22 protein-coding genes and 2 pseudogenes are annotated in these 25485 nt (G+C 69.9%); 11 read left to right on the plus strand and 13 right to left on the minus strand.

What is annotated here, in order from left to right; genetic code table 11:
* Positions 1-12: 12 nt before the first annotated feature.
* The 3 genes and pseudogenes from ACLJTM_RS12875 to ACLJTM_RS12885 form a co-directional block, all read right to left on the minus strand.
* Entirely contained in the window at positions 13-1281 is a 1269-nt protein-coding gene (locus ACLJTM_RS12875) for an MFS transporter (protein ID WP_411103646.1), read from the minus strand.
* A gap of 105 nt (positions 1282-1386) precedes the next feature.
* Positions 1387-2469 (minus strand): inositol-3-phosphate synthase, encoded by a 1083-nt coding sequence (locus tag ACLJTM_RS12880; RefSeq protein WP_411103647.1) that lies wholly within the window; start codon positions 2467-2469, stop codon positions 1387-1389.
* A gap of 52 nt (positions 2470-2521) precedes the next feature.
* Positions 2522-3121, minus strand: a pseudogene (locus tag ACLJTM_RS12885) (helix-turn-helix transcriptional regulator); the annotation flags it as partial.
* A 275-nt stretch (positions 3122-3396) separates the two neighbouring features.
* Between ACLJTM_RS12885 and ACLJTM_RS12890 the strand changes: the two are divergent.
* Entirely contained in the window at positions 3397-6054 is a 2658-nt protein-coding gene (locus ACLJTM_RS12890; RefSeq protein WP_411103648.1) for a transglycosylase domain-containing protein, read from the plus strand.
* 88 nt (positions 6055-6142) lie between these two features.
* On the plus strand, positions 6143-7603 hold the full coding sequence (locus tag ACLJTM_RS12895; RefSeq protein ID WP_411103649.1) for a glycosyltransferase family 87 protein: 1461 nt from the start codon (positions 6143-6145) through the stop codon (positions 7601-7603).
* A gap of 14 nt (positions 7604-7617) precedes the next feature.
* Here ACLJTM_RS12895 and ACLJTM_RS12900 read toward each other — a convergent pair whose 3' ends face one another.
* The 3 genes from ACLJTM_RS12900 to ACLJTM_RS12910 form a co-directional block, all read right to left on the minus strand.
* Complete coding sequence (locus ACLJTM_RS12900; RefSeq protein WP_411103650.1) at positions 7618-8649, minus strand: alanine racemase; 1032 nt, start codon at positions 8647-8649, stop codon at positions 7618-7620.
* 65 nt (positions 8650-8714) lie between these two features.
* Positions 8715-9833, minus strand: coding sequence for a lipid II:glycine glycyltransferase FemX (locus ACLJTM_RS12905; protein ID WP_411103651.1), 1119 nt, complete (start codon positions 9831-9833; stop codon positions 8715-8717).
* A 131-nt stretch (positions 9834-9964) separates the two neighbouring features.
* Positions 9965-10279, minus strand: a complete 315-nt coding sequence (locus tag ACLJTM_RS12910) for a hypothetical protein (RefSeq protein ID WP_411103652.1) — start codon at positions 10277-10279, stop codon at positions 9965-9967.
* Between the two features lie 249 nt (positions 10280-10528).
* On the opposite strand from ACLJTM_RS12910, the gene rpsF reads away from it, so the two are divergent.
* The 4 genes from rpsF to rplI all read left to right on the plus strand — a co-directional run bounded on the left by rpsF (position 10529) and on the right by rplI (position 12236).
* A complete protein-coding gene (gene rpsF / locus ACLJTM_RS12915; RefSeq protein WP_004950685.1) occupies positions 10529-10819 on the plus strand; it encodes a 30S ribosomal protein S6 in 291 nt (96 codons plus the stop codon).
* Positions 10820-10891: 72 nt separating this feature from the next.
* Positions 10892-11491 carry a single-stranded DNA-binding protein gene (locus ACLJTM_RS12920; protein WP_411103653.1) on the plus strand — a complete coding sequence of 200 codons (600 nt, stop codon included), beginning with the start codon at positions 10892-10894 and terminating at the stop codon, positions 11489-11491.
* 43 nt (positions 11492-11534) lie between these two features.
* Positions 11535-11771 (plus strand): 30S ribosomal protein S18, encoded by a 237-nt coding sequence (gene rpsR / locus ACLJTM_RS12925; protein WP_005315025.1) that lies wholly within the window; start codon positions 11535-11537, stop codon positions 11769-11771.
* Positions 11772-11789: 18 nt separating this feature from the next.
* Positions 11790-12236, plus strand: a complete 447-nt coding sequence (rplI, locus tag ACLJTM_RS12930; RefSeq protein ID WP_411103654.1) for a 50S ribosomal protein L9 — start codon at positions 11790-11792, stop codon at positions 12234-12236.
* A 163-nt stretch (positions 12237-12399) separates the two neighbouring features.
* On the opposite strand, the gene ACLJTM_RS12935 is transcribed toward rplI, so the two are convergent.
* Positions 12400-13737, minus strand: coding sequence for an MATE family efflux transporter (locus tag ACLJTM_RS12935; RefSeq protein ID WP_411103655.1), 1338 nt, complete (start codon positions 13735-13737; stop codon positions 12400-12402).
* 451 nt (positions 13738-14188) lie between these two features.
* Here ACLJTM_RS12935 and dnaB point away from each other — a divergent pair, with 451 nt between their 5' ends.
* From dnaB to ACLJTM_RS12950, 3 genes are all read left to right on the plus strand, one after another.
* The gene (gene dnaB / locus ACLJTM_RS12940; protein ID WP_411103798.1) at positions 14189-15652 is read left to right on the plus strand and encodes a replicative DNA helicase; all 1464 of its coding nucleotides are present in this window, start codon (positions 14189-14191) and stop codon (positions 15650-15652) included.
* Positions 15653-16075: 423 nt separating this feature from the next.
* Positions 16076-16372, plus strand: coding sequence for a hypothetical protein (locus ACLJTM_RS12945; RefSeq protein ID WP_411103799.1), 297 nt, complete (start codon positions 16076-16078; stop codon positions 16370-16372).
* Between the two features lie 254 nt (positions 16373-16626).
* Positions 16627-18012, plus strand: coding sequence for a serine hydrolase domain-containing protein (locus ACLJTM_RS12950; RefSeq protein WP_411103656.1), 1386 nt, complete (start codon positions 16627-16629; stop codon positions 18010-18012).
* A gap of 18 nt (positions 18013-18030) precedes the next feature.
* On the opposite strand, the gene ACLJTM_RS12955 is transcribed toward ACLJTM_RS12950, so the two are convergent.
* The 3 genes from ACLJTM_RS12955 to ACLJTM_RS12965 are packed head-to-tail and all read right to left on the minus strand — an operon-like array spanning position 18031 to position 20656.
* Positions 18031-19206 carry a winged helix DNA-binding domain-containing protein gene (locus ACLJTM_RS12955; protein WP_411103657.1) on the minus strand — a complete coding sequence of 392 codons (1176 nt, stop codon included), beginning with the start codon at positions 19204-19206 and terminating at the stop codon, positions 18031-18033.
* A 55-nt stretch (positions 19207-19261) separates the two neighbouring features.
* Entirely contained in the window at positions 19262-19726 is a 465-nt protein-coding gene (locus ACLJTM_RS12960) for a GNAT family N-acetyltransferase (protein WP_411103658.1), read from the minus strand.
* Positions 19727-19741: 15 nt separating this feature from the next.
* Complete coding sequence (locus tag ACLJTM_RS12965; RefSeq protein WP_411103659.1) at positions 19742-20656, minus strand: GNAT family N-acetyltransferase; 915 nt, start codon at positions 20654-20656, stop codon at positions 19742-19744.
* Positions 20657-20811: 155 nt separating this feature from the next.
* Between ACLJTM_RS12965 and ACLJTM_RS12970 the strand changes: the two genes are divergently transcribed.
* Both ACLJTM_RS12970 and ACLJTM_RS12975 read left to right on the plus strand, forming a co-directional pair.
* Entirely contained in the window at positions 20812-21462 is a 651-nt protein-coding gene (locus tag ACLJTM_RS12970; RefSeq protein ID WP_411103660.1) for an HAD family hydrolase, read from the plus strand.
* Positions 21386-22792 (plus strand): globin domain-containing protein, encoded by a 1407-nt coding sequence (locus ACLJTM_RS12975; protein WP_411103661.1) that lies wholly within the window; start codon positions 21386-21388, stop codon positions 22790-22792. Before ACLJTM_RS12970 ends, ACLJTM_RS12975 begins: the two co-directional genes overlap by 77 nt.
* A gap of 89 nt (positions 22793-22881) precedes the next feature.
* Here the strand turns inward: ACLJTM_RS12975 and ACLJTM_RS12980 are convergent, their stop codons facing one another.
* The 3 genes and pseudogenes from ACLJTM_RS12980 to ACLJTM_RS12990 all read right to left on the minus strand — a co-directional run bounded on the left by ACLJTM_RS12980 (position 22882) and on the right by ACLJTM_RS12990 (position 25446).
* Positions 22882-23361 (minus strand): NUDIX domain-containing protein, encoded by a 480-nt coding sequence (locus ACLJTM_RS12980; protein ID WP_411103662.1) that lies wholly within the window; start codon positions 23359-23361, stop codon positions 22882-22884.
* Positions 23362-23424: 63 nt separating this feature from the next.
* Positions 23425-24094: pseudogene (locus tag ACLJTM_RS12985) on the minus strand (LysR family transcriptional regulator).
* Positions 24095-24270: 176 nt separating this feature from the next.
* Positions 24271-25446: a cystathionine gamma-lyase gene (locus tag ACLJTM_RS12990; protein ID WP_411103663.1), complete on the minus strand. Its 1176-nt coding sequence runs from the start codon at positions 25444-25446 to the stop codon at positions 24271-24273.
* Positions 25447-25485: the final 39 nt, after the last annotated feature.

Genomic DNA, 25485 nt, shown 5'->3' on the forward strand with positions numbered 1-25485 from the left:
GGGGGAGATGTTTCACGTGAAACGTCGCCCGTGGCGGCGGAGGAGGACTGCGGTGGCGGCGTAGAGGGCGGTCACGCACAGCAGGAGCGGTGCGGACCGTCCGTCGGCGGGGAGCATGAGGGAGGCCACCGCGGCAGCGCCGACGAAGGCGACGTTGAACAGCACGTCGTAGACGGAGAACACCCGCCCCCGGAACGCGTCGTCGACCCGGGACTGTACGACCGTGTCGGTGCAGATCTTGGCCCCCTGCGTGGCCAGACCGAGGACGAAGGCCGCTGCCAGCATCGGACCGGGAGCAAAGAACAGCCCGAGCGCCGGAACCAGCACGGCGGCCCCGGCGGCGCACAAGGTGATCGTCCCGAGGGTGCCCAGGCGGTCCACCAGCCAGGGGGTGACGACGGCGGCGGCGAAGAATCCGGCCCCGGAGACCCCGACGGCCAGCCCGAGCAACGCCAGCCCGTGGGCCTCGTCCTCCGACCAGGAGTAGCGGCAGAGCATGAGCAGCATGACGAACAGCGCCCCGTAGCAGAACCGCATCAGGGTCATGGCGGTGAGCGCCCGGGCCGCCTCAGGCCGCTCGGCCAGGTGCCGCAAGCCCTCGGTCATCCCGCGTGCGGCGAGCATGAGCCCCTGAGCCGGCGAGGGATGGTCCCGGCCGGGCGGGTGGTCCGGCCCGAGGACGCCGATGGCCAGGCGCAGGGAGACCAGTGCGGCGCACAGGTAGAGCGCGGCACCCAGCAGGACGACGACGGCGTTGGAGTCGGAGACCAGCAGGCGCACCAGGAAGGCCAGTCCCCCGCCGGTGACCGCGGCGAGCGTCCCGGCCGTCGGGGACAGTGCGTTCGCGGTGGCCAGCCGGGCGGATCCGACGACACGGGGCAGGGACGCGGCGAGTCCGGCGAGGACGAAGCGGTTGACAGCGGTCACCGACAGCGCCGAGGCGTAGAACAGCCAGTCGGGGACGTCCGCGACGATCAGCATGCCGGTGACGCAGGCGAGGAAGGCACGCAGCAGGTTGCCGTAGAGGAAGACCTGGCGGCGGCGCCAGCGGTCGAGCAGCACGCCGGCGAAGGGACCGACCACCGAATAGGGCAGCAGCAGGACCGCCATGGCCGAGGCGACGGCCGCAGGCGAGGTCTGCTTCTCGGGGGAGAACACCACGTACGTGGCGAGCGCGACCTGGTAGACACCGTCCGCCGCCTGGGAGAGCAGCCGTACGGCGAGCAGGTTGCGGAAGTCCCTGAGGCGCAGGAGTACGCGCAGATCACGTACGACGGGCATGAGGGACAGGGTCACACACGCGGAGGGTCCCCGGGCATATCGTCCGGGGACCCTCCGCGGAAGAACTGTCGAAGTCCAGGGGTCGGCAGGACCCTTGGGGTTCGACTAGCGCTCGACCTCGCCCTTGATGAACTTCTCGACGTTCGCGTACGCCTCGTCGTCGAAGTACTGCACCGGCGGGGACTTCATGAAGTAGCTGGACGCCGACAGGATCGGGCCGCCGATACCGCGGTCCTTGGCGATCTTCGCGGCGCGCAGGGCGTCGATGATGACACCGGCGGAGTTCGGGGAGTCCCACACCTCGAGCTTGTACTCGAGGTTCAGCGGAACGTCGCCGAACGCGCGGCCCTCAAGGCGGACGTACGCCCACTTGCGGTCGTCGAGCCATGCGACGTAGTCGGACGGGCCGATGTGGACGTTCTTCTCGCCGAGCTCGCGGTCGGGGATCTGCGAGGTGACGGCCTGCGTCTTGGAGATCTTCTTCGACTCGAGGCGGTCCCGCTCGAGCATGTTCTTGAAGTCCATGTTGCCGCCGACGTTGAGCTGCATGGTGCGCTCAAGACGGACACCGCGGTCCTCGAACAGCTTCGCCATCACGCGGTGCGTGATGGTGGCGCCGACCTGCGACTTGATGTCGTCGCCGACGATCGGGACACCGGCCTCGGTGAACTTGTCCGCCCACTCCTTGGTGCCGGCGATGAAGACCGGGAGAGCGTTGACGAAGGCGACCTTGGCGTCGATGGCGCACTGGGCGTAGAACTTCGCCGCGGCCTCGGAACCGACGGGGAGGTAGCAGATCAGGACGTCGACCTGGCGGTCCTTGAGGATCTGGACCACGTCGACCGGAGCCTCGGCGGACTCCTCGATCGTCTGGCGGTAGTACTTGCCCAGACCGTCGAGGGTGTGGCCGCGCTGGACGGTCACCCCGGCGCTCGGGACGTCGCAGATCTTGATGGTGTTGTTCTCGCTGGCGCCGATGGCGTCCGAAAGATCGAGGCCGACCTTCTTCGCGTCGACGTCGAACGCGGCGACGAACTCGATGTCACGCACGTGGTAGTCGCCGAACTGGACGTGCATCAGACCGGGGACCTTGGCCGCCGGGTCGGCGTCCTTGTAGTACTCGACGCCCTGCACCAGCGAGGCGGCGCAGTTGCCTACGCCGACGATGGCTACGCGAACCGAACCCATTCCGGTTGCTCCCTGTTTGTTCTCGGACGAGGCATACGAGATGCAGGCCTCATTTTGCAGTTTCGTCGGACGGACCGGGTCGTCTCTGATCCCGTCCCGCCCGCTCGCTCTCGATGAGCTCGTTCAGCCAGCGCACTTCGCGCTCCACGGACTCCATGCCGTGCCGCTGCAGCTCGAGCGTGTAGTCGTCCAGGCGCTCCCGCGTGCGGGCGAGGGAGGCGCGCATCTTCTCGAGGCGCTCCTCAAGCCGGCTGCGGCGGCCCTCCAGTACCCGCATGCGCACGTCTCGTTCGGTCTGGCCGAAGAAGGCGAAGCGGGCGGCGAAGGACTCGTCCTCCCAGGTATCCGGTCCCGTGTGGGAGAGGAGCTCTTCGAAGTGCTCCTTGCCCGCGGGCGTCAACCGGTAGACGATCTTGGCGCGGCGCCCTGCGAGTGAAGCGGCGAGGGCGTCCTCCGGTGCGCTCCCCGGTTCCTCGATCAACCAGCCGTTTGCGACCAGCGTCTTGAGGCAGGGGTAGAGCGTCCCGTAGCTGAAGGCTCGGAACACCCCCAGTGAGGTGTTGAGCCGCTTGCGCAGCTCGTAGCCGTGCATGGGGGATTCGCGGAGCAGGCCGAGGACGGCGAATTCGAGGATGCCCGAGCGTCTGCTCATCTGCCCGCCTCTCCTCCGCCCCCGAGTCTTTATACCGAGCTGATGTATCGGCTCGATACATCCAGACGATAGAACGGGCCGCCCCTGACGACAAGGGGCGCACTGGTGACCGGCGTCACATCACCAATTCGTACGAGGCAAGTTGCCTGTTTTGGGGTGAACTTCGGCACTGTTCGGGTTTTGAGCGTGCGTAGTCTGTGGGCCAGGACACCGGGCAAGACCGGAACTCACCTGCCGCTTCCAGGCCACTCGCCTGCCCGAGGAGTAGTCGTTCGATGAGCGAGCACCGCCGCAAACCGCCGCAGGCCCCAGGTGGCGGACGGGCCTCGGCCCGCCGGGCCGCCCCACAGCGCCCCGCCCGGGGCGCCGGGACCGGGCATGACGTCCCCACGGCGTCACACAGCGGTCCGTACGCAGACCCGCCGCCGCAGAGCAGCCGGGCAGAGGCCCGCCGGGCCGCGCAGCGGGGCTCCGCCGGCCGGGGCCGGGGTGCGGCCAGGACCGGCCGGGGCGCCGGGCAGGGAGGCCGCCCGGACACGCGGTTCATCAACTATCCGCGGTCCGACAAGGACGGCTGGAAGCGTTTCGTGCCGTCCTGGAAGCTCGTCTCCGGTACGGCATTCGGCTTCTTCGCGGTCATCATCGCCGGTGCGGGCATCGGGATCGCCATGGTCAACAAGCCCGACCCGAACCTGGCGGCCCAGGCCCAGAACAACGTCTTCTACTGGGAGGACGGCTCCCAGATGGTGGCGACCGGCGGCTCGATGAACCGCCAGATCGTGCCCATCGACAAGATCCCCCGGTCCATGCGCGACGCGGTGATCGCCGCGGAGAACGAGAGCTTCGAGACGGACAAGGGCGTCGACCCGATGGGCATCGCCCGCGCCGTGTGGAACATGGCCAAGGGCGGATCCACCCAGGGCGGCTCGACCATCACCCAGCAGTACGTGAAGAACACCTACCTGGGCTCCGAGCAGACGCTCAAGCGCAAGGTCACCGAGCTCTTCATCTCGATCAACCTGGGTGTCTCCGAGGAGAAGGACGTCGTCCTCGCGGGCTACCTCAACACCGCGTACTACGGCCGCGACGCCTACGGCATCCAGGCGGCCGCCCGCGCCTACTTCGGCAAGGACTGCCAGGACCTCAGCCCCTCCGAGAGCGCCTTCCTCGCCTCCGTGCTCAAGGGCCCCAACCTCTACAACCCGGACGGCGGCATCGGCGCCGCGGCCACCCCGGCCGCCAACGAGGAGCGCGCCAGGAAGCGCTGGGCCTGGGTCCTGGACCGCGAGGTCGAGGTTGGCCGGATGGACAAGGCCGAGCGGGCCACCTACACGGAGTTCCCGGCCCGCGTCGAGTCCGAGCAGGCCCGCGCCATGTCCGGCCAGATCGGCTACCTGGTCGAGACCGCCAAGCAGTACGTGATGAAGACCAAGGGCATCACCGTCGAGCAGATGGCCCTCGGCGGCTACCGGATCAAGACCACTTTCCAGAAGCCGAAGGTGGACGCCCTGGTCAAGGCCGTGGAGGAGACCCGCAACGACTTCCTCGACGAGAAGAAGCGCCCCGACCTCGACACGTTCGTGCAGTTCGGCGCTGCCTCGGTCGACGTGAAGACCGGTGCCATCGTCGCCCTGTACGGCGGCCCCGGCATGGACAAGAAGTACTTCAGCAACAACGCCAACACCAGCGGCGTCCCGGTCGGCTCGACCTGGAAGCCGTACGTGCTGGCGGCGGCCATGCAGTACGGCACCCAGAACACCGGGGGCGACGGGCTGGCGGTCGACAGCAAGTACCTGGCCGACGACCTCACCGTCATCAAGAACCGCCAGGGCAAGCCCCTGCTGGACAGCAAGGGCAAGCCGTTCAAGCAGAAGAACGAGAGCTCCACCGCCTTCGGCTACGTGACCCTCAACGAGGCGATGGAGAAGTCCATCAACGTGCCGTTCGCCCAGCTCGTCTTCGACGTCGGCCACAGCAAGGTCCGCGAACTGGCCAGGGCCACCGGCATCCTCAAGGAGACGATGTCCGCCGGTGACGACGCCTCGTTCGCCCTGGGCACCTCGACCCCCAGCGCCATCCGGATGGCCGACTCCTACGCGACCTTCGCGGCCTCCGGCACGCACCGCGAGCCGTACTCCGTGATCAGTGTCGAGAAGGACGGCGAGCCGCTGTCCGGCTTCGAGAAGCCCAAGGACGAGCGGGCCATGGACAACGCCGTCGCGGACAACGTCACCAAGGTCCTGGAGAACGTGGTCCAGAACGGCACCGGCAAGAAGGCCAAGGCCCTGGGCCGGCCCGCCGCCGGCAAGACCGGTACCACGGACGAGAACAAGTCGGCGTGGTTCGTCGGCTACACCCCCGAGCTGTCCACCTCCGTCGCCCTGTTCCGCACGGACCCCAACTCGGCGGACAAGAAGCTGCTGTCCATGAACGGCGTGGGCGGAACGGACTCCATCCACGGTGGTGACATCCCCACCGTGATCTGGACGGAGTACATGCGCGAGGCGCTCAAGGGCGCCCCGGTCAAGAAGTTCCCCGAGGCCGAGCCCATCGGCGTCACCGCCGACTCCGTGGGAGCCCCCTCGCCCAGCCCCTCGCCCAGCCCTGCGCCGGCGAGCAGCTCCCCGTCGCCGTCGCCGTCGAGCTCCCCGCCGCCGCCCTCCCCGACCCCGTCCAAGGGCGGCAAGCCCTCCTGCAAGCCGTGGGAGCTGTACTGCGACCCGGAGACCAGCACGGGGACCACGAGCGGCAACACCGGCGGTACGAACACCGGCGGCACGAACACCGGCGGCGCCGCGAACGGCGGGACCGTCTCCGGCGCCGACGGGGGACCGGGTGGTTCGCCGTCCCCGTCGGGCTCCGGCCGCCCGGGCCGGCCGGGCGGCGTCACCGGGGGCTGGCCGCCACCCCCGGCCGACAGCCCCGAAGGCTGACCGCGGCACTGCCGCAGGCAGAGGAAGCCCGTCGCACCCCGTGCGGCGGGCTTCCCCCGTGCCGGGGCCGGTACGGCAGGATGAGCCCATGACGAAGGTGCACGAGGACCGCCCCGTACTGCCCACGCAGCAGGACGAGGTCGCCGCAGCCGGCAGTGAGCTCATCGGCGGCCCCTTCGGCCGCCACGCCCGGCTCGGCGGCCACTGGCTGGCGCCGGTACGCGTGGTGGCCCTCCTCGCCATCGGTATGTTCGCGCTCGGCATGGTGCAGAAACTGCCCTGCTACGACTGGGCGTGGTTCCGTGGTGCGGGCTCGCAGTACACGCACGCCTGCTACTCCGACATCCCGCACCTGTATGCCGTACGCGGCTTCGCCGACAACCTGACGCCCTACTTCGACCGGCTGCCCGGCGACATGGAGTACCTGGAGTACCCGGTCCTCACCGGGCTGTTCATGGAGATCGCCTCCTGGCTGACGCCGAGCAGCGGCTCCATGCAGCACCGCGAGCAGATCTACTGGATGGTCAACGCGGGGATGCTGCTGGCCTGCGCCGTGGTCATCGCCGTGTGCGTCGCCCGCACCCACCGCCGCCGCCCCTGGGACGCCCTGCTCTTCGCCCTGGCCCCGGCCTTCGCCCTGACCGCGACGATCAACTGGGACCTGCTGGCCATCGCCCTCACCGCGGCCGGGATGCTGATGTGGTCCCGCGGCCGCACGGTGCTGTTCGGCGTCTTCATCGGCCTGGCCACCGCCGCCAAGCTGTATCCCGTCCTGCTGCTCGGGGCCCTGTTCGTGCTGTGCTGGCGGGCGGGGAAGTGGCGGGCCTTCGGCGGGGCCGTCCTCGGAGCGGCGGCCGCCTGGCTGGTGGCGAACCTGCCCGTCATGGTCGGAGCCTGGGAGGGCTGGACGAAGTTCTACACCTTCAGCCAGGAGCGGCCCATCGACTTCGGTTCGGTCTGGCTGCTGATCTCCCAGCGTTCGGGCAACCCCCTCGACGGCGCCAACACCTATGCCACGGGGCTGACGCTCGTGCTGTGCGGAGCCGTCGGGCTGCTCACCCTCACCGCCCCCCGCCGGCCTCGCTTCGCCCAGCTGGCCTTCCTCGTCGTGGCCGTCTTCATCCTGGCCAACAAGGTCTACTCACCGCAGTACGTGCTGTGGCTCATTCCGCTCGCGGCGCTGGCCCGGCCGCGCTGGCGGGACTTCCTCATCTGGCAGGCCGGCGAGGTCGTGTACTTCCTCGGGATCTGGTTCTACCTCGCCTACACGAGCAGCGGGGACAAGCACCAGGGGCTGCCCGTCGAGGGCTACCAGCTGGCGATCGCCGCCCACCTGCTGTGCACGCTGTACCTGTGCGCGGTCGTCGTCCGGGACATCCTGCTGCCCGAGCGGGACGTCGTGCGGCGCGACGGCGCGGACGACCCGTCCGGCGGCGTCCTGGACGGGGCCGAGGACGTGTTCGTGCTCTCGGACGCCGCGAGGGCGCCGCGGTACGCGGCGCCCTCGGAGGAGCAGCGGGTCGACTGGGGCAGCGGCCCCGGGGCCTGACCGGGCGGACCGGCTCAGGCGTCGAGCACCCGGTCGAACTGCGTGGTCGTGTGGCGCAGGTGCGCCACCAGCTCGTCGCCGACCTTCGGCTCGGTCGCGTCCGAGGGGACGAACAGGATCGACACCTGCATGTGCGGGGGCTCCGCGAACCAGCGCTGTTTGCCCGCCCAGACGAACGGCGACAGGTTCCGGTTCACGGTGGCCAGCCCGGCGCGGGCGACGCCCTTGGCCCGCGGCATCACGCCGTGCAGGGCCTTGGGTGCCTCCAGGCCCACCCCGTGCGAGGTGCCGCCGGCCACCACGACCAGCCAGCCGTCGGAGGCGGCCTTCTGCTGCCGGTAGCCGAAGCGGTCGCCCTTCGTCACGCGCGTGACGTCCAGGACTGCGCCCCGGTACTGGGTCGCCTCGTGGTCGCCGAGCCACAGCCGGGTGCCGATACGGGCCCGGAAGCGGGTCTGCGGGAACTGCTGCTGGAGCCGCGCCAGTTCCTCGGCCCGCAGGTGGCTGACGAACATGGTGTGCAGCGGCAGGCGGGCCGCGCGCAGCCGGTCCATCCAGCCGATGACCTCCTCGACGGCGTCCGAGCCGTCGGGGCGGTCCAGCGGCAGGTGCAGGGCGAAGCCCTCCAGCCGGACGTCCTCGATCGCCGCGTGCAGCTGGCCCAGGTCCTGCTCGGAGATGCCGTGGCGGCGCATCGAGCTCATGCACTCGATGACCACCCGGGCGCCCACGAGTCCGCGCACCCCGTCCAGCGAAGCCACCGAGCGGATGACCCGGTCGGGCAGCGGCACCGGCTCCTCGCCGCGCCGGAACGGGGTGAGGACCAGCAGGTCCCCGCCGAACCAGTCCTTGATGCTGGCGGCCTCGTAGGTGGTGCCCACGGCGAGGATGTCGGCGCCCATGCGGGTCGCCTCCTCGCAGAGCCGCTCGTGGCCGAAGCCGTAGCCGTTGCCCTTGCAGACCGGGATCAGCCCGGGGAACTGGTCCTGGATCTGCTTCTGGTGCGCACGCCAGCGCGCGGTGTCGACGTAGAGCGTGAGCGCCATGCCCGTCCGGAACCTCTCTGGGGAAGCTGCGTGGTGCAGCGGTACGTGGTGGTGGTGAGGGTGGATCAGCGGCGCGACATGTAGATGTCGAGGGCCTTGTGCAGGACCTTGTTCAGCGGGAAGTCCCACTCGCCGACGTACTCCACGGCCTCGCCGCCCGTGCCGACCTTGAACTGGATCAGGCCGAACAGGTGATCGTTCTCGTCCAGCGTGTCAGAGATGCCGCGCAGGTCGTAGACGCTGGCCCCGAGGGCGTAGGAGTCGCGCAGCATGCGCCACTGCATCGCGTTCGACGGCCGGACCTCGCGCTTGTGGTTGGCGGAGGCGCCGTACGAGTACCAGACGTGCTGGCCGACGGTGAGCATGGTGGCGGCGGCCAGCGGCTCCCCCTCGTGCGTGGCGATGTACAGCCGCATCCGGTTGGGGTCCTCGGAGTTGAGGGCCGTCCACTGGCGCTGGAAGTAGCTGAGCGGGCGCGGGCGGAACTTGTCGCGCTCGGCTGTGATCTCGTACAGGTGCTGCCAGGTCGGCAGGTCGTCGTAGCCGCCCTGGACGACCTCGACGCCGGCCTTCTCGGCCTTCTTGATGTTGCGGCGCCACAGCTGGTTGAAGCCCTTGAGGACGTCGTCCAGGGAACGGTTGGCCAGCGGGACCTGGAAGACGTAGCGGGGCTGCACGTCGCCGAAGCCGGCGCCGCCGTCCTCGGCCTGCTGCCAGCCCATGCGGCGCAGCTTGTCGGAGACCTCGAAGGCGCGCGGTTCGATCACCGAGGCCTCCACGTCGCGCAGCCGCTTGACGTCGGGGTCCTGGATGCCGGCCTTGATCGCCGCGGCGTTCCAGCGGCGGATGACGACGGGCGGACCCATCTTCACGGTGAAGGCGCCCTGCTGCTTGAGGTGCGCCAGCATCGGCTGGAGCCACTCCTCCAGGTTCGGGGCGTACCAGTTGATGACCGGGCCCTCGGGGAGGTACGCGAGGTAGCGCTTCACCTTGGGCAGCTGGCGGTACAGCACCAGCGCGGCGCCGACGAGTTCGCCCGACCCGTCGAACCAGCCGAGGTTCTCGGAGCGCCACTCGTTCTTCACGTCGGCCCACGCCGGGACCTGGCAGTGGCTAGCGGAGGGCAGGCTCTGGAGGAAACCCAGGTGCTGCTCTCGGCTGATGGTCCTCAGGGACAGGCTCATGCGGGGTGTCTCCTCCGGCGGCTTCGCTGGCTATGGCGCGAAGCCTACTGCGACGGGGGCGCCACCCTTATGGGGGACGGGCCGGGCCCGGGCCTGTGGCGGCCGGAGCCCCCCTCGCGGAGGAGCCCCGGTCAGCCGGCCCAGCCGCCGAAGAGGCCGCCGTGCGCCATGCCGAGGTAGAAGCCCACGGCTGAGGCGCCCAGCCCGATGATCAGCGCGAAGCGCTCGCGCGTCGTCACCGAGATGAACTGTCCGTAGGCGCCGGTGAGGATGCCGATCAGCCCGGTCCACGAGCTGAGCAGGTGCAGGTGGTCGAAGAAGCCCGTGATGAACGCCACGGCGCCCAGCACCACGGTGACCGCCATCAGGGTGTCCTGGAGCGGATGGGGCTTGCCGTCGGTTGCGAGTAGCGAGATGGAGGACTGAGGCCGTATTGCCTGTGCCATCGGAAGGCACCTCCTGGCTGCAGCAGAGCGGTGCCGGTGGCCGCCTCCGACGGAGCCGGGGGCATAGCACCGAGCACACCCGATCCCTACAGAGTGTGGCCCTCTCCGGCCGGATTTCAACCGGAAGGAGTCCACGGGGTAGTCTGTACGGTCTGCGCGGTGTCTGTTCTCGGACGCCGTGCGTACGCATCACGACCCTCCTGCCACGGAACGACCGTGGCCGCTGAGTCCAAAGGAGGTGGGTTCCACATGCGTCACTACGAAGTGATGGTCATCCTCGACCCCGATCTCGAGGAGCGCGCTGTCTCCCCGCTGATCGAGAACTTCCTCTCCGTCGTCCGTGAGGGCAACGGAAAGGTCGAGAAGGTCGACACCTGGGGCCGTCGTCGTCTCGCTTACGAGATCAAGAAGAAGCCCGAGGGCATCTACTCGGTCATCGACCTTCAGGCCGAGCCTGCGGTCGTCAAGGAGCTTGACCGACAGATGAACCTGAACGAGTCGGTTCTCCGGACCAAGGTCCTTCGCCCCGAGACCCACTGAACTTCGGTTCAGCGGTAATCGGGACCGAGTAGCACAGCAGCCCAGCAGCAATCCCCGCCGAGAGGTTCATCCATGGCAGGCGAGACCGTCATCACGGTCGTCGGCAATCTCGTCGACGACCCCGAGCTGCGCTTCACCCCCTCGGGTGCGGCGGTCGCGAAGTTCCGTGTCGCGTCCACTCCCCGCATCTTCGACAAGCAGACCAATGAGTGGAAGGACGGCGAAGGCCTGTTCCTGACCTGCTCGGTCTGGCGTCAGGCGGCGGAGAACGTCGCCGAGTCCCTTCAGCGGGGCATGCGCGTCATCGTGCAGGGCCGCCTGAAGCAGCGGTCGTACGAAGACCGTGAGGGTGTCAAGCGCACGGTCTACGAGCTGGACGTCGAGGAAGTCGGCCCCAGCCTGAAGAGCGCCACGGCCAAGGTCGCCAAGACCAGCGGTCGCGGCGGCCAGGGTGGGTACGGCGGCGGCGGTCAGCAGCAGCAGGGTGGCGGCGGCGGTAACTGGGGCGGAGCCCCCAGCGCCGGTGCCCCGCAGGGCGGCGGAGCTCCCTCCGACGACCCGTGGGCGTCCAGCGCGCCGGCCGGTGGCCAGCAGCAGGGCGGCGGCGGGGGCGGTTGGGGCGGAAGCTCCGGCGGCTCCGGCGGTGGCTACTCGGACGAGCCGCCCTTCTAGGGCAGCTCGAACCCCCACTTCTTGATCACACAGGAGAGACACCATGGCGAAGCCGCCTGTGCGCAAGCCTAAGAAGAAGGTCTGCGCGTTCTGCAAGGACAAGACCGCTTACGTGGACTACAAGGACACGAACATGCTGCGGAAGTTCATTTCCGACCGCGGCAAGATCCGTGCCCGCCGCGTGACCGGCAACTGCACGCAGCACCAGCGTGACGTCGCCACGGCTGTGAAGAACAGCCGTGAGATGGCGCTGCTGCCCTACACGTCCACCGCGCGATAAGGAAAGGGTGACCGACTAATGAAGATCATCCTGACCCACGAGGTTTCTGGCCTCGGTGCCGCCGGCGATGTCGTCGACGTCAAGGACGGTTACGCTCGCAACTACCTGGTCCCGCGTGGTTTCGCGATCCGCTGGACCAAGGGTGGCGAGAAGGACGTGGCGCAGATCCGCCGCGCCCGCAAGATCCACGAGATCGCGACCATCGAGCAGGCCAACGAGTTCAAGGCCAAGCTCGAAGGCGTGAAGGTCCGTCTGGCCACCCGCGCGGGTGACGCCGGTCGTCTCTTCGGTTCCGTGACCCCGGCCGACATCGCCACGGCGATCGAGTCCTCGGGCGGCCCGAAGGTCGACAAGCGCCGCGTCGAGCTGGGCACCCCGATCAAGACCCTCGGTTCGTACCAGGTCTCCGTGCGTCTGCACGCTGACGTGGCCGCGAACGTGGGCGTCGAGGTCGTCGCTGCCTAAGGGCTGCTTTCGAAGGGCCGCACCTCTCGGGGTGCGGCCCTTCGTCGTTCCCGAGTCGGGGCCGCTGCCGTGTTTCACGTGAAACACGGCAGCGGCCCCCGCATGTTTCACGTGAAACATGCGGGGGCCGCTGGAAAGAAGGGCGGGCGGCGACGCCCGGATATCAGCGCGTGGCTCCCGCGACCAGCCAGCGGCCCGAGCGGGCCCGCAACTGGAGGGTCACCATGCGCACCAGCATCATCAGTGTCATGGCCCACCACAGGGTCGTCAGGCCGCCGCCCACAGCCGGGACGAGCAACGCGGCCGGAGTGAAGACGGCAAGGGTCAGGAGCATGGCCCAGGCCAGGTAGCGACCGTCACCCGCCCCCATGAGGACCCCGTCGAGGACGAACACGATGCCGGACACGGGCTGGGAGAGGGCCACCACGAGCAGAGCCGGCAGCAGGGCGTCCTCCACGGCCGGGTCGCTGGTGAACAGCGGGATGAACACCGGACGGGCCAGGACGACCAACAGGCCGAGCACGATGCCGGCGGCGATGCCCCACTGCACCATCCGGCGGCAGACCGCCTTTGCCCCGTCGGTGTCGCCGGCTCCCAGATAGCGGCCGATGATCGCCTGGCCTGCGATCGCGATCGCGTCCAGGGCGAAGGCGAGCAGACTCCACAGGGAGAGCAGGATCTGGTGTGCTGCGATGTCCGCGTCACCGAGCCTGGCGGCCACGGCGGTCGCGATCATCAGCACCGCCCGCAGGGAGAGGGTGCGGACCAGCAGGGGTGCGCCCGCCTGGGCGCAGGCCCGAATGCCCGCCGCGTCCGGGCGCAGGGAGGCGCCGTGCCGCCTGGCGCCCCGTACGACGACCACGAGGTAGGCGGCCGCCATGGCGCACTGGGCGACGACCGTGCCCCAGGCCGATCCCGCGATCCCGAGCCCCGCCCCGTAGACCAGTGCCACGTTGAGGACGCCGTTGAGGGCGAAGCCGCCGATGGCGACGTACAGGGGTGTACGGGTGTCCTGGAGGCCCCGGATGACGCCCGTGGCGGCCAGGACCATGAGCATGGCGGGGATGCCGAGGGCGGAGATCCGCAGATAGGTGACTGCGTGCGGGGCGACGGCGTCGGAGGCCCCGAAGAGCGAGACCAGCCAGGGAGCCGCCGGCAGCACGACGGCGATGACCGCCGCACCCAGCAGCAGGGCGAGCCAGATGCCGTCCATGCCCTGCCGGATGGCAGCCTGCAGGTCTCCGGCTCCGACCCGGCGCGCCACCGCCGCGGTGGTGGCGTAAGCGAGGAAGACGAAGATGCTCACGGCGGTGGTGAGCAGAGCGGCTGCGATGCCCAGGCCGGCCAGCTGGGGGGTGCCGAGGTGGCCCACGATGGCACTGTCCGCCATCACGAAAAGGGGTTCGGCGACGAGCGCGCCGAAGGCGGGAACCGCGAGTGCGATGATCTCCCGGTCGTGCCGTTTCGGCGCAGCCTTCGGTGCTGCGGGGGCCTGTGTCATGCGTTCAATCTAATCTTCCACAGGTAATAGACACAAGGGTGGTTGGAGCCTTACTGACGCGTTGACTTGGGCGTTCTTCCCCACCCGTTGGAGGCGATCTTGAGACAGTGGCCAAGATTTTTCCCACTGGACCGCCCAACCGAAGGAAAGTGCAGGTCAGGCGGGTGCAGAGGTGGTGCAGGTGATTTTGTCCACAGCCTCGTCCCCCGGTCCGTGCACAGCTTCAGGGGAGTTACCCACAGCATTGGGCCCGTCATCCACATCTCATCCACACAGCCTGTGGATAACAAGATTGGCTGACGCCGCTCGCGGCCCTACCGTGGTGCGTTGCCCGACTCGCCGAGAGCCGATCCGGGTGCCCCATATGTCAGAGCCGTGTCGTAGAAAGAGTCGCACGGCAAGGTCCGCGTTGCGGACGGGAGGAGGCGGCCCGGTGAGCATGCCCGAGCCCATGGACGACCCCTGGGCCGACAGCGGTCCTGGTGACCGTCTGCCCGCCCGTACGCGCCGCAACGGAGAGGGCCGCGGCCGCGGGGACGAGCAGCACGACCGGGGCCGCGAGGGCGGATCCTGGGACGGCGGCGGCAGCGGCTTCGAACGGGTTCCTCCGCAGGACCTCGACGCCGAGCAGTCCGTGCTCGGCGGCATGCTCCTCTCGAAGGACGCAATCGCCGACGTGGTCGAGGTACTCAAGGGCCACGACTTCTACCGTCCCTCGCACGAGACGATCTACCAGGCCATCCTCGACCTGTACGCCAAGGGCGAGCCGGCCGACCCGATCACGGTCGGCGCCGAGCTGACCCGGCGCGGTGAGATCAGCAAGGTCGGCGGTGCCTCGTACCTGCACACGCTGGTCCAGTCCGTCCCGACCGCGGCGAACGCCGAGTACTACGCGGAGATCGTCCACGAGCGGGCCGTCCTGCGCCGCCTCGTCGCCGCCGGTACGAAGATCACGCAGATGGGGTACGCCGCCGACGGGGACGTCGACGAGATCGTCAACAGTGCCCAGGCCGAGATCTACGCGGTCACCGAGCAGCGCACCTCCGAGGACTACCTGCCGCTCGGCGACATCATGGAGGGCGCTCTCGACGAGATCGAGGCGATCGGCTCCCGCAGCGGCCAGATGTCCGGTGTCCCGACGGGCTTCACCGACCTCGACTCCCTGACCAACGGCCTGCACCCGGGCCAGATGATCGTCATCGCCGCCCGTCCCGCGATGGGAAAGTCCACGCTCGCGCTGGACTTCGCCCGGGCCTGTTCCATCAAGAGCAACCTGCCGAGCGTCATCTTCTCCCTCGAAATGGGGCGCAACGAGATCGCGATGCGCCTGCTCTCGGCGGAGGCCCGGGTGGCACTGCACCACATGCGCTCCGGCACGATGACCGACGACGACTGGACCCGGCTGGCCCGCCGGATGCCGGACGTCTCCGCGGCCCCGCTCTACATCGACGACTCCCCGAACCTGTCGATGATGGAGATCCGCGCCAAGTGCCGTCGCCTCAAGCAGCGGAACGATCTTTCACTCGTCGTCATCGACTATCTCCAGCTCATGCAGTCGGGCGGCTCGCGCCGTCCCGAAAGCCGTCAGCAGGAGGTCTCGGACATGTCCCGAAACCTGAAGCTGCTGGCCAAGGAGCTCGAAGTCCCCGTGATTGCGCTCTCCCAGCTGAACCGTGGCCCCGAGCAGCGCACCGACAAGAAGCCGATGGTCTCCGACCTGCGTGAGTCGGGCTCGATCGAGCAGGACGCCGACATGGTGATCCTGCTCCACCGCGAGGACGCGTACGAGAAGGAGTCGCCGAGGGCGGGTGAGGCCGACCTGATCGTGGCCAAGCACCGCAACGGCCCGACCGCCACGATCACGGTCGCTTTCCAAGGCCACTATTCGCGGTTCGTGGACATGGCCAACACGTAGCACCCCGCCCGATCCGGGGTCTCAAAGCTCGTGGCACAGTCTCGGCCTGGACGGCGCTGGTGCAGGGGCCGTGAGACACCGCAGATCACTGACCTGACCGGTGCGGGGGGCGTGCCCACGTCGGGGTCGGCGCGTGTAATTCCCTCTACACCTCGTTGAAACCGCGCGACGGGTCGTGGATGTCAAGCTCGATGACGATCACGAAGAAGGCCGTGACGACGTGGTGGACCGTCACGTGGTCTTCCCACACTGCACGCGTCCCTTCATCGAGGCCGGAGTCCAGAGACCCAGCGAAGCTCCCTGCGGGCAATTGCCACGTGACGCCCTGCGGGCACGCGCCCCCCGGACAGCTCGCTCCGCTCACGGCGCAGTCCCCGGCAGGCACACAGAGGAGGCCGTCATCATGGGCTGGTGACGACATGGATGCGCTGCTACTGGGACGAGGGAGACATCTGGTTCTACTTCGAGGTCGAAGCCGGAGGTTGGGTGACCCGGCAGATCGAGCTTGAGGGACCTGAGCTGACCCCGATCGCCGCCGCCTCGCTGACTGAGTGGCAGCAGGCCTACGACACAGGTCGCCTCGACGAGTACGACAACAGGTTCGGGATCACGGCGGAACTGCGCGTCTCGGAGTGGGAAGGCCACGATCCGGAGCAGCTGACCTCCGATGAGTTCGAGGAGATCTGGACCGCCGCTCGTCGGCAGATCGCAGCCCGATAGTCACTTGCCGCCCTGCCCTGCCAGTTCGATCATGAAGTCTTGGTCAAGGAGGCTTCATGGGTTGCCCGACACTGGGGCAGCTCGGCAGGGACCGGCAACGGACCGAGGTCCCTCTCCCGATACACCGAGGACGCCCGACAGCTCCCGATCGTCTTGAGGACGGATCCACTGGGGCCGGCCCGCGTGAGACACCGGCAAGGTCGCAGGTCACAGCGTCGGGGGATAGGACACAGAAAGTGAGAACCTGCACGATCATGGATGAGCTCTCGGAAGACCTGGAACTGCTCCCTGCCACCCGACGCGCGCTCAGGCGCCGGATCGCCCTCGCACAGAGCGAAGGGCGCGCGCCGTCCGTGGTGGCGGCCGTCGCCCGTGGCGGCCGGATCGTCTGGGAGGGCTCCCGGACCTCGGTCCCCAGTCACGGACCGGACGGGGACGTCCAGTACCGGATCGGGTCGATCACCAAGACCTTCACGGCCGTTCTGGTGATGCGTCTGCGTGACGAGGGCCTGCTGGACCTCACCGACCCCCTGGAGAAGTACCTGGGCGGGACCGGGGCCGGGCAGGCGACCGTGGCCCAGCTCCTCTCCCACACCGGCGGGCTGGCAGCCGAGACACCCGGGGAATGGTGGGAGCGGACCCCAGGCTCCCTGCGCCCCGAACTCGCCGACGTCCTGGGCGAACAGCCCTTCCGCCACCGGCCCGGCACCCGCCACCACTACTCCAACCCCGGGTACACCCTGCTGGGTGCGCTGGTCGAGCAACTGCGCGGCAAGCCGTGGGCGGAGGTGCTGCGCTGCGAGGTCCTGGAGCCGCTCGGCCTGGACCGGACGAGCACGGAGCCCCAGGCGCCGCACGCGGGCGGCTGGGCCGTACACCCGTGGGCGGACGTCATGCAGCCCGAACCCTTGGAGGACCTGGGCCTGATGGCCCCGGCCGGCCAACTGTGGTCCACGGCCCGGGACCTGGCACGGTTCGCCGGGTTCCTTCTGCGCGGTGACGAGCGGGTGCTGAGCACATCGTCCGTACGGGAGATGCGCACGGCGGCGGCACCCCCCGAGAGGGGCCTGGCCGAGCTGGGCTACGGGCTCGGGGTGCAGCTCCTTGCGCACGGCGACCGACGCCTCGCGGGGCACAGCGGCTCGCTGCCCGGTTTCGTCGCCGGTCTGTGGACGAGTGAGGCGGACGACGTGGCGGTCGTGGTGCTGGCGAACTGCACCTCGGGACTCGCGTCCACAGCCGTGGCCGCGGACCTGGTGGCGATCGTGGCCGACGCCGAGCCGCCCTTCCCCGAGCCGTGGCAGCCCTTCCGGGAGGTCGACCCGGTGGCCCTGGACCTGTGCGGCCCCTGGTACTGGGGCACCTCGGCCCAGGCCGTACGGCTGAACGCGGACGGGTCCCTGGAACTGGGCCCCCTGGCAGCCGGCGGACGCTCCGCCCGCTTCCGGGCCGAGCCGGACGGCAGTTGGACGGGCCTGTCCGGCTACTACGCCGGGGAGACGCTGAGGGCGGTCCGCCGAGCGGACGGCACGGTCAGCCACCTCGACCTCGCGTCTTTCGTCTTCACGCGGGAACCGTACGACGACCGGGCCCCGGTGCCCGGCGGCGTCGACCCGCAGGGCTGGCGGGGCATCGGCTGATAGCGCCGACCACCGCGCTCAGGAGGTGAGTTCGCGCTCCAGCGGGGTGCGGAACCGCGGTGTGACGCGCGCCGGACCCACCCACTCGGCGAGCCGGCGGGCCTCGGCCGCCACCGCCTCCTCGGCGGCGCGGCCGGGGCTCCCCAGCAGCCGCCACACGACCTCGCCGTCGGCTCGCTGGGCCCAGCCCCCGATGACAGCACCGTTCCACCACACGGTGGGGCCGACATTGCCCGCGTAGTCGAAGAGGGCCGCGCGATGGGCCGGGTCGAGGTGGAATCCGCGATCGGACCAGCCCATGGCGCTGGGGTCGAGTCCGGGAAGCAGCGCGGCCCACGGCTCCGGGACGGGCTCCGGCCCGGTGTCGCCGGGGCTGACGAGAGCGGTGCTGCCGTCCTCCAGGCGAACCTGGTCCGGTCCCACGGCGGCCAACGCCCTGCGGGCGTCGGTGAGGGTCCACCCTGTCCACCACTTGAGGTCTGCCTCGGTGGCCGGACCGTAGGCCCGGAGCCAGCGCCGGGCGATCTCGGCGCGGGCCTCGTCTGCGGGTACCGCGGGCCAGGACTGCGTGTGGACCCAGCGGAACTGGCTGGAGGTCCACGAGCCGCGCGGCCGGTCGCGGCGGATGCGGCCGTCGGCCGCGAGCAGGCGGATCACGCGGGTGGCGACCCCCGTCTGCGCCTCGTTCCTCTTGCCCCGGCCGAGGGTGATCTTCTGGCGCAGGGCGGGGACAGCGGCGGACAGCTGGCTGCCCGTACAGGGGCCGTGTACGTCCAAGGCTTCCAGGGCTGCGGCTTCGGCGGCTGCCAGCCAGTCGGCATCCAGGCCTTGGCCGTCCTCTGCGAGGTGCTTGAGGAGAGTGCGGCGCTCCTTGGCGGCGATGGCCCGGGCGGTGGAGGAGTCCACGTACGGAGCGAGCTCGGTGGAGACGGCGAAGAGCGTGTTGCGCATGCTGAGCAGGCGGACGAGGCCGACCTCCTCGTACAGCGCCCGCTCGATCACGGCCGGCCCGCCCTCGGCGAGCCGGGCGCGGGCGGAGAGGAAAACGGTTGCCGCGTCGGTGGCGTGCAGGGCGACCACGGCCTCGGCGGCTTCGGTGACCGTGACCGCGCGAACGGAGGGAGCCAGCCGGTGTCGCCTGCCGAGCCGGTTGCGGCGTTCGGCGGTGGTGATCAGAGGAAGGCTGCGGCTCATGGGCTGATCGTAGGCCGGGCCCCGGCAAGGCGGCCCGGCCCACGGGAGTTTCCGGTCAGAGTGCGAGTTTGAACCCGACGTGGGAGGCCGTGAATCCGAGCCGCTCGTAGAACCGATGGGCGTCGGTGCGGCTCGCATCCGATGTGAGCTGTACCAGAGTGCAGTTCTCGCGCCGGGACTCCTCGATCGCCCACTCGATGAACCGGGTGCCCAGGCCGCTGCCCCGCTCATCGGCGTGTACGCGCACACCTTCGACCAGGGAACGGGTGGCTCCCTTGCGGGAAAGTCCCGGGATGATCGTGAGCTGGAGGGTGCCGACGACCCTGCCACCGCGGACGGCGACGACCAGGCGCTGGTTCGGGTCCTCGTCCAGGCGCTTGAAGGCGGCGACATAGGGCGCCAGGTCCTCAGGAGACTCCCGAGAGGCGCCCAGCGGGTCGTCGGCAAGCATGGCCACGACAGCGGGAAGGTCGTCGGCGGTGGCGGATCGGATGGCCAGGTCGGGGGCGTCGTCGTTCATGGGGAGGTTCCCTTCTCAGCCCGCTGCCACGGTGAGCGGGGCCCAGCGCCGGGTCCAGTCACCGGGCAGGCCGGGGATGTTGCGGATCATGACGGCGTTGAAAGCCACGGATTCCAGACCGCGGTCCTTGAGCCAGCCCAGGAGTTCTTCGTGCCGTACGTCGACATCCGTGCGCAGCGGCCGGTCGGTACCGGCGGCGAGCGCGGTGACCAAGGCCTTGGCGTCCGTCGTGTCACGGGCAATCAGGGGGCCCACGACATGGGTGTCCATATTGGGCCAGAGCGCGGCGTAGCCGGTGAGTTCGCCGGCGGCGTCCTCCATGACGACCAGCCGGTCCGCGAAGGCGGGCAGCCTGGTGATCATGTGGGTTCGCTCGCTCCCGAAGACCTCGGTGTCGAGGTGGACGATCCGGGGGAGGTCCTCGGCGGTCGCGGGCCGGACACGGCCGCTGCCACCGGTGTGGACGGCCGGGTCGGGGCGGAACGGGCCCCTGAGCATCTCGGCGCGCCCACAGGTGACGAAGCCGAGCTCCTCGTACAGGGGGCGGCCGTAGGGCGTGGCGTGCAGGGTGAGCGGGACGCCTTTGAGCACGTCGTCGCAGAGGTGGGTCATCAGGCGGCGGCCCAGCCCCCGGCGGGCGTAGCGGGCGGCGACGAGGACCATCCCGATGGCGGCGAGCTCCGTCCCGGCATGCGTATGGCCGTAGCGGGTGACGATGCATACCGCGGCCAGCCCGCGGCCGTCGGGGGCGTCCACCCCGTAGCCACTCCCGGCGGCGAGAAGCAGTCCCCACTTGTGGTCCTCACGAGGCCACCCGCGGTCTTCAGAGAGGTCGGCGCAGTACCGGAGGTCTTCCGGAGTCAGGGCGCGGATCGGCAGTGCGGTGAGTGCGGTGAGATGTGGTGGTGTCACCGGTTCAGACTGGATCATCAGCCGGGGGCAGTCCAGAGGATTTGGCCCACGATGTTTCACGTGAAACCGGCCGTCGTTTCACGTGAAACCGCGCAGCCTGGCGGTGAATCCGGCCAATGTTTCACGTGAAACACGATGCTCGGCGGGAAACGGACGGACTAATGTCGGCCGTTATGACCACGCTGCACCTCTTCGATCTCGACGGGACCCTGATGTACGGCTCGGCCGCGCCGGTCGAGATCTCCCGGCAGTTGGGACTGAGCGCGGAAATCGCCGAACTGGAGCGCGCCTTCAGCGCTCGGGAACTCGGGCCGCACCAGTTCTCGGTGGCTGCGCATGCCCTGTGGGCCGAGCTGACACCCGAGCACGTCCGCTCTGCCTTCGACGGCTCGCCGTGGCTCACCGGCATCCGCGAGGTATGGCAGGAGATCCGGGAGCGCGGCGACTACTGCGCAGTGATCTCGCTGTCCCCGTCCTTCTTCGTGGAACTGCTGCTGGAGTGGGGTGCGCACGCCGCGCACGGCTCGGTGTTCCCGGCGGTGCCCTTCACCCTGCCCGTGGAGGAGGCCGGGATCCTGACGCCGGCTGCCAAGGTGACGGTGGCCGACCGGCTCTGCGCGCAGTTCGGGGTGGGCCGCGGAGACTGCGTCGCGTACGGGGACTCGGCGACGGACGCCATGCTCTTCGAGGTCGTCCCGCGGTCCGTGGCGGTCAATGCCCGGCCCGCTCTGGTGGCGCAGGCGACCCATGTGTACGAAGGGCGGGACCTTCGTGAGGCCTACCAGCTCGTCGGGCCGGCACGCCCGGGAATTGCGGCATCTTAAGAGGAAAGTGGGCTCGAAAACCCGATTTCCCGCGTTTCCCCTCGGGGCTGCTGGGCAGCTGGCACGCTGGGGAACCCGAAACCACGGAAGCGAAGGCCGTGGCGTGTGCAGACCGACCGAGATGCTCGAAGCGAGGCACCGCATGGACGCTGCGCCCAATAGATCGGCGAGACGGGGGACGGAGCGGATACCCGCCGGAGGCGGGGTGCCCGAGCCCTCCCCGGACGCCGTGCTCATCCGCCGTACGCTTGCGGAGATCGCCCCGGTGGCCGACAAGGTGACTTCCTACTTCTACGCCCTGCTCTTCACCGGGTACCCCGATCTGCGGGGCATGTTCCCCGCCGCCATGGACACGCAGCGGGACCGGCTGCTGAAGGCCCTGCTGACCGCTGCCGAGCACATCGACGATCCCGAGGTGCTGGCTTCGTACCTGCGCCGGCTGGGCACCGGGCACCGCAAGTACGGCACCCGGCCCGGGCACTACCCGATGGTCGGCGAGGCCCTGATGGGCGCACTGGCCCGGTACGCGGAGGCTTCCTGGGGACCGGAGGCGCAGTCCGCCTGGGTACGGGCCTATACCGCGATCTCCCAGATCATGATCGACGCCGCCGCGGAGGACGAGACGAAGGCCCCGGCCTGGTGGCATGCGGAGGTGGTGTCCCACGATCTGCGCACTCCGGACATCGCCGTGGTGACGGTCCGCCCGGATCAGCCGTACCCCTTCCTGGCCGGCCAGTACACGAGCCTGGAGACACCCTGGTGGCCGCGGGTGTGGCGGCACTACTCCTTCGCCTCGGCGCCGCGCGCCGACGGGCTGCTCTCCTTCCACGTCAAGGCCGTCCCTGCGGGATGGGTCTCCAATGCGCTGGTGCGCCATGCCCGGCCGGGGGACGTCCTGCGCCTGGGGCCGCCGACCGGCTCGATGGTGGTCGACCACACCACGGACAACGGGATGCTCTGTCTGGGCGGGGGCACCGGGATCGCCCCGATCAAGGCCCTCATCGAGGACGTGGCCGAGCACGGCGAACGGCGTCCGGTGGAAGTGTTCTTCGGCGCACGAAGCGACAGCGACCTGTACGACAAGGACACGCTTCTCGGACTCCAGCGCTCCCACCCCTGGTTGTCGGTGCGCCCGGTGGTCGGTGACTGGATGGCCGGGCAGCTGCCGCAGGCGGTCGGTGAGCACGGGCCGTGGAGCTCGTACGACGCGTTCATCTCCGGCCCGCCCGCAATGATCCGCAGCGGAGTGCACGAGCTGAAGCGGATCGGGATCCCCGGCGAGCGCATCCGGTACGACGCCGTGGAGGAACTGGCGGGCGTCGCGAGCTGAGAGCCGGCGGGCCCCAGGGCCCTCCCCCGCTCCGACCGCGCCGTGGTCGGCGCAGCCGGGCGGTTGCGGTGGGTGGTGTCGGTGGAGCGTCAGCCCAGATCGGCGGCGTGCATGGCGCGTACGCCCTCGATGTTGCCGTCGAGGTAGTGCCGCAGGGACAGCGGTACGAGGTGGACGGCGGCGATGCCGACCCGGTTGAAGGGCACCCGGACGATCTCGTACTCGCCCGCGGGCTCGTCGATCTCGGGGCCGTGGCGTTGGCTGAGGTCCATCGATTCGAGGTGGCAGACGAAGAAGTGCTGCACCTTCACGCCGGTCACCCCGCCTTCGGCGATGTGCTCGACGGTGTCGACGAAACAGGGCACCACATCGGTGATCTTGGCGCCGAGTTCCTCGTGGACCTCGCGGTGGAGGGCGTCGACGACGGTGGCGTCCGAGGGTTCCACCCCGCCGCCGGGGGTGACCCAGTACGGGTCGACGCCGGGCTTGGTGCGCTTGATGAGGATCAGGTCGTCACCGTCGAGCAGGATCGCGCGGGCGGTGCGTTTGACCACGGGACGTTCGGTCATGGGAGAAGAGTGGCCCACGGCTCCGCTTCTGAAACGCGCCGGAGCCGTGAAACAGCCGGGGACTCACCACTGCGTGGCGGCCTTCACCAGCCGGTCGTGGGCGCGGGCGACGTGCGCGAGGGCGAGGCTGCCGGTTCTGACCACCAGGAACCAGGTGCGCAGCGGAGGCACCGGAGGCTCCAGCAGGGCGACGATCTGCCCGCTGTCGAGGGCGGGAGCGCACAGGTACCGGGGCAGGACGGCGAGGCCGGCGCCGGCCCGGACGCATTCCAGTACGGCCCGCAGATCGGGGGCGACCACGGTCGCGGCTGCGGGCTGCGTGTCGGGCCGCCAGCCCGTCCAGAGCCTCCTCGGCACCGGGGCGCAGGGTGCTGCGGAGGGTGTGGCCCTGGCCGACCAGCGGCGCGAGCGCGGGGAGCACCCGGAGGCAGAGGAACTCGGGCGGACCGGCGACGTGGAGCGTACGTAACGCGCCCGCCGTCTCCCGTCCGGCCTCGGTGATCTCCAGCAGGGCGTCCAGGTGCGGGGCGGCCTTGTGGGCGAGCTCGTCCCCGACGGCGGTGGGCGTGACGCCGCGGGCCCGCCGGTGGAAGAGGGGACGCCCCAACTGCCGCTCCAGGGTGCGTATCTGCGAGGTCACGGCGGGCTGGGACAGACCCAGGAGCGCGGCAGCCCGGGTGAAGGAGCCGGCGCGGTGCACGGCGACGAAGGTGCGCAGCAGGGCAAGGTCCATGGCGGCACCTCTCGATGGGGGTCTACCACTATAAATATGCCGATAGGCCCCTGTCTTTACCGTGATTGGGCTCTGACGCACGGTCAACTAGCCTTGTGACGGCGGGTCTCCGCGCGCGGAGCCCGGGGCGGTCCGAGCCATGAGGGGGGAGGTTCGGACCGCCCGCTCCGGGCCGTTCAGCCGGCTCCGCCTGCACTGTCGAGGGCGCGCAGGATGTCCGGGACGAGGTCCTCGGCGTCTTCGGCGCCCGCGGAGAACCGGATGAACCCCTCCGCCACGGCGTCGCCGCCCCAGCGTCCGCGCCGCTCCGCGGTGGACCGTACGCCGCCAAAACTCGTGGCGTCCTCGACGAGGTGCAGGGCGGCCATGAACCGCTCTGCGTATGCGCGGTCGGGCAGGGTGAAGGAGACCACCGAGCCGAAGCCCTGCATCTGCCGGACTGCCGTCTTGTGGGACGGGTCCGCGGGCAGCCCCGGGTAGCGCAACCCGGTCACCTCCGCCCGGTCGGCCAAGGCCTCGGCGACGGCCAGCGCATTCGCCCACTGGCGTTCGGTCCGCAGGTGGATGGTGGCCAGCGAGCGGTGGGCGAGCCAGGCCTCCATCGGGCCGGGGATCGCGCCGATGACCTTGCGCCACGTCCGGACCCGGGCGGCGAGGGCGGGGTCGCGGCAGACGACGTACCCGAGCAGCAGATCACCGTGGCCCGTCAGCCCCTTGGTGCCGCTGGCCACCGAGAAGTCCGCCCCGAGCTCCAGGGGGCGCTGTCCGAGCGGGGTGGCGAGGGTGTTGTCCACGGCGACGAGGGTCCCGCCCGCGTGGGCGGCGTCCACGAGGCGGCGTACGTCGCACACGTCGAGCCCCGGGTTGGAGGGGGTCTCGATCCACAGCAGGGTCGCTCCGTCGAGGACTGCGAGCTGGGCCTCGTCCCCGGTCGGGGCGGTGCGCACGCGGATCCCGTACGCCTCCAACTGCTCGCGTACCAGCGGCAGCGCCTGGTAGCCGTCGTCGGGCAGGACGACGGTGTCGCCGGTGCGGGCCTGGGAGAGGAGCACCGCGGAGACCGCGGCCATGCCGGAGGCGAAGACGACGGTCTCCACCGCCTCGCCCGGGGATTCCAGTTCACCGATGGCCCGCTCCAGCAGGGTCCAGGTGGGGTTGGTCTCTCGGCCGTAGGTGTACGGGCCCTCGACGTCGCCGGGAAGGTGGAAATGGGCGGCGAACACCGGTCCCGGAAGGGTCGGTTCGTTCTTGACGGGCTCGGGCAGCCCGGCCCGTACCGCCCGGGTGCCGTCGCCGCAGGGGGCGGCCGGGTGCGCTCCGCCGCCCGGGGCGGTCGGGTGGGATGCGTTCATGTCGTGTGCTCCTTCGGGGCTTCGCGTACGGAGACCGGC

Source organism: Streptomyces sp. cmx-4-9 (assembly GCF_046548835.1).
Lineage (GTDB): Bacteria > Actinomycetota > Actinomycetes > Streptomycetales > Streptomycetaceae > Streptomyces.

What these genes read in the sequence shown, in the direction of transcription:
- ACLJTM_RS12875 (WP_411103646.1), bottom strand. Translation starts at nt 1,281, where the DNA reads ATGCCCGTCGTACGTGATCTGCGCGTACTCCTGCGCCTCAGGGACTTC.
- ACLJTM_RS12880 (WP_411103647.1), bottom strand. Translation starts at nt 2,469, where the DNA reads ATGGGTTCGGTTCGCGTAGCCATCGTCGGCGTAGGCAACTGCGCCGCC.
- ACLJTM_RS12890 (WP_411103648.1), top strand. Translation starts at nt 3,397, where the DNA reads ATGAGCGAGCACCGCCGCAAACCGCCGCAGGCCCCAGGTGGCGGACGG.
- ACLJTM_RS12895 (WP_411103649.1), top strand. Translation starts at nt 6,143, where the DNA reads ATGACGAAGGTGCACGAGGACCGCCCCGTACTGCCCACGCAGCAGGAC.
- ACLJTM_RS12900 (WP_411103650.1), bottom strand. Translation starts at nt 8,649, where the DNA reads ATGGCGCTCACGCTCTACGTCGACACCGCGCGCTGGCGTGCGCACCAG.
- ACLJTM_RS12905 (WP_411103651.1), bottom strand. Translation starts at nt 9,833, where the DNA reads ATGAGCCTGTCCCTGAGGACCATCAGCCGAGAGCAGCACCTGGGTTTC.
- ACLJTM_RS12910 (WP_411103652.1), bottom strand. Translation starts at nt 10,279, where the DNA reads ATGGCACAGGCAATACGGCCTCAGTCCTCCATCTCGCTACTCGCAACC.
- rpsF (WP_004950685.1), top strand. Translation starts at nt 10,529, where the DNA reads ATGCGTCACTACGAAGTGATGGTCATCCTCGACCCCGATCTCGAGGAG.
- ACLJTM_RS12920 (WP_411103653.1), top strand. Translation starts at nt 10,892, where the DNA reads ATGGCAGGCGAGACCGTCATCACGGTCGTCGGCAATCTCGTCGACGAC.
- rpsR (WP_005315025.1), top strand. Translation starts at nt 11,535, where the DNA reads ATGGCGAAGCCGCCTGTGCGCAAGCCTAAGAAGAAGGTCTGCGCGTTC.
- rplI (WP_411103654.1), top strand. Translation starts at nt 11,790, where the DNA reads ATGAAGATCATCCTGACCCACGAGGTTTCTGGCCTCGGTGCCGCCGGC.
- ACLJTM_RS12935 (WP_411103655.1), bottom strand. Translation starts at nt 13,737, where the DNA reads ATGACACAGGCCCCCGCAGCACCGAAGGCTGCGCCGAAACGGCACGAC.
- dnaB (WP_411103798.1), top strand. Translation starts at nt 14,189, where the DNA reads ATGGACGACCCCTGGGCCGACAGCGGTCCTGGTGACCGTCTGCCCGCC.
- ACLJTM_RS12945 (WP_411103799.1), top strand. Translation starts at nt 16,076, where the DNA reads ATGCGCTGCTACTGGGACGAGGGAGACATCTGGTTCTACTTCGAGGTC.
- ACLJTM_RS12950 (WP_411103656.1), top strand. Translation starts at nt 16,627, where the DNA reads ATGGATGAGCTCTCGGAAGACCTGGAACTGCTCCCTGCCACCCGACGC.
- ACLJTM_RS12955 (WP_411103657.1), bottom strand. Translation starts at nt 19,206, where the DNA reads ATGAGCCGCAGCCTTCCTCTGATCACCACCGCCGAACGCCGCAACCGG.
- ACLJTM_RS12960 (WP_411103658.1), bottom strand. Translation starts at nt 19,726, where the DNA reads ATGAACGACGACGCCCCCGACCTGGCCATCCGATCCGCCACCGCCGAC.
- ACLJTM_RS12965 (WP_411103659.1), bottom strand. Translation starts at nt 20,656, where the DNA reads ATGATCCAGTCTGAACCGGTGACACCACCACATCTCACCGCACTCACC.
- ACLJTM_RS12970 (WP_411103660.1), top strand. Translation starts at nt 20,812, where the DNA reads ATGACCACGCTGCACCTCTTCGATCTCGACGGGACCCTGATGTACGGC.
- ACLJTM_RS12975 (WP_411103661.1), top strand. Translation starts at nt 21,386, where the DNA reads ATGTGTACGAAGGGCGGGACCTTCGTGAGGCCTACCAGCTCGTCGGGC.
- ACLJTM_RS12980 (WP_411103662.1), bottom strand. Translation starts at nt 23,361, where the DNA reads ATGACCGAACGTCCCGTGGTCAAACGCACCGCCCGCGCGATCCTGCTC.
- ACLJTM_RS12990 (WP_411103663.1), bottom strand. Translation starts at nt 25,446, where the DNA reads ATGAACGCATCCCACCCGACCGCCCCGGGCGGCGGAGCGCACCCGGCC.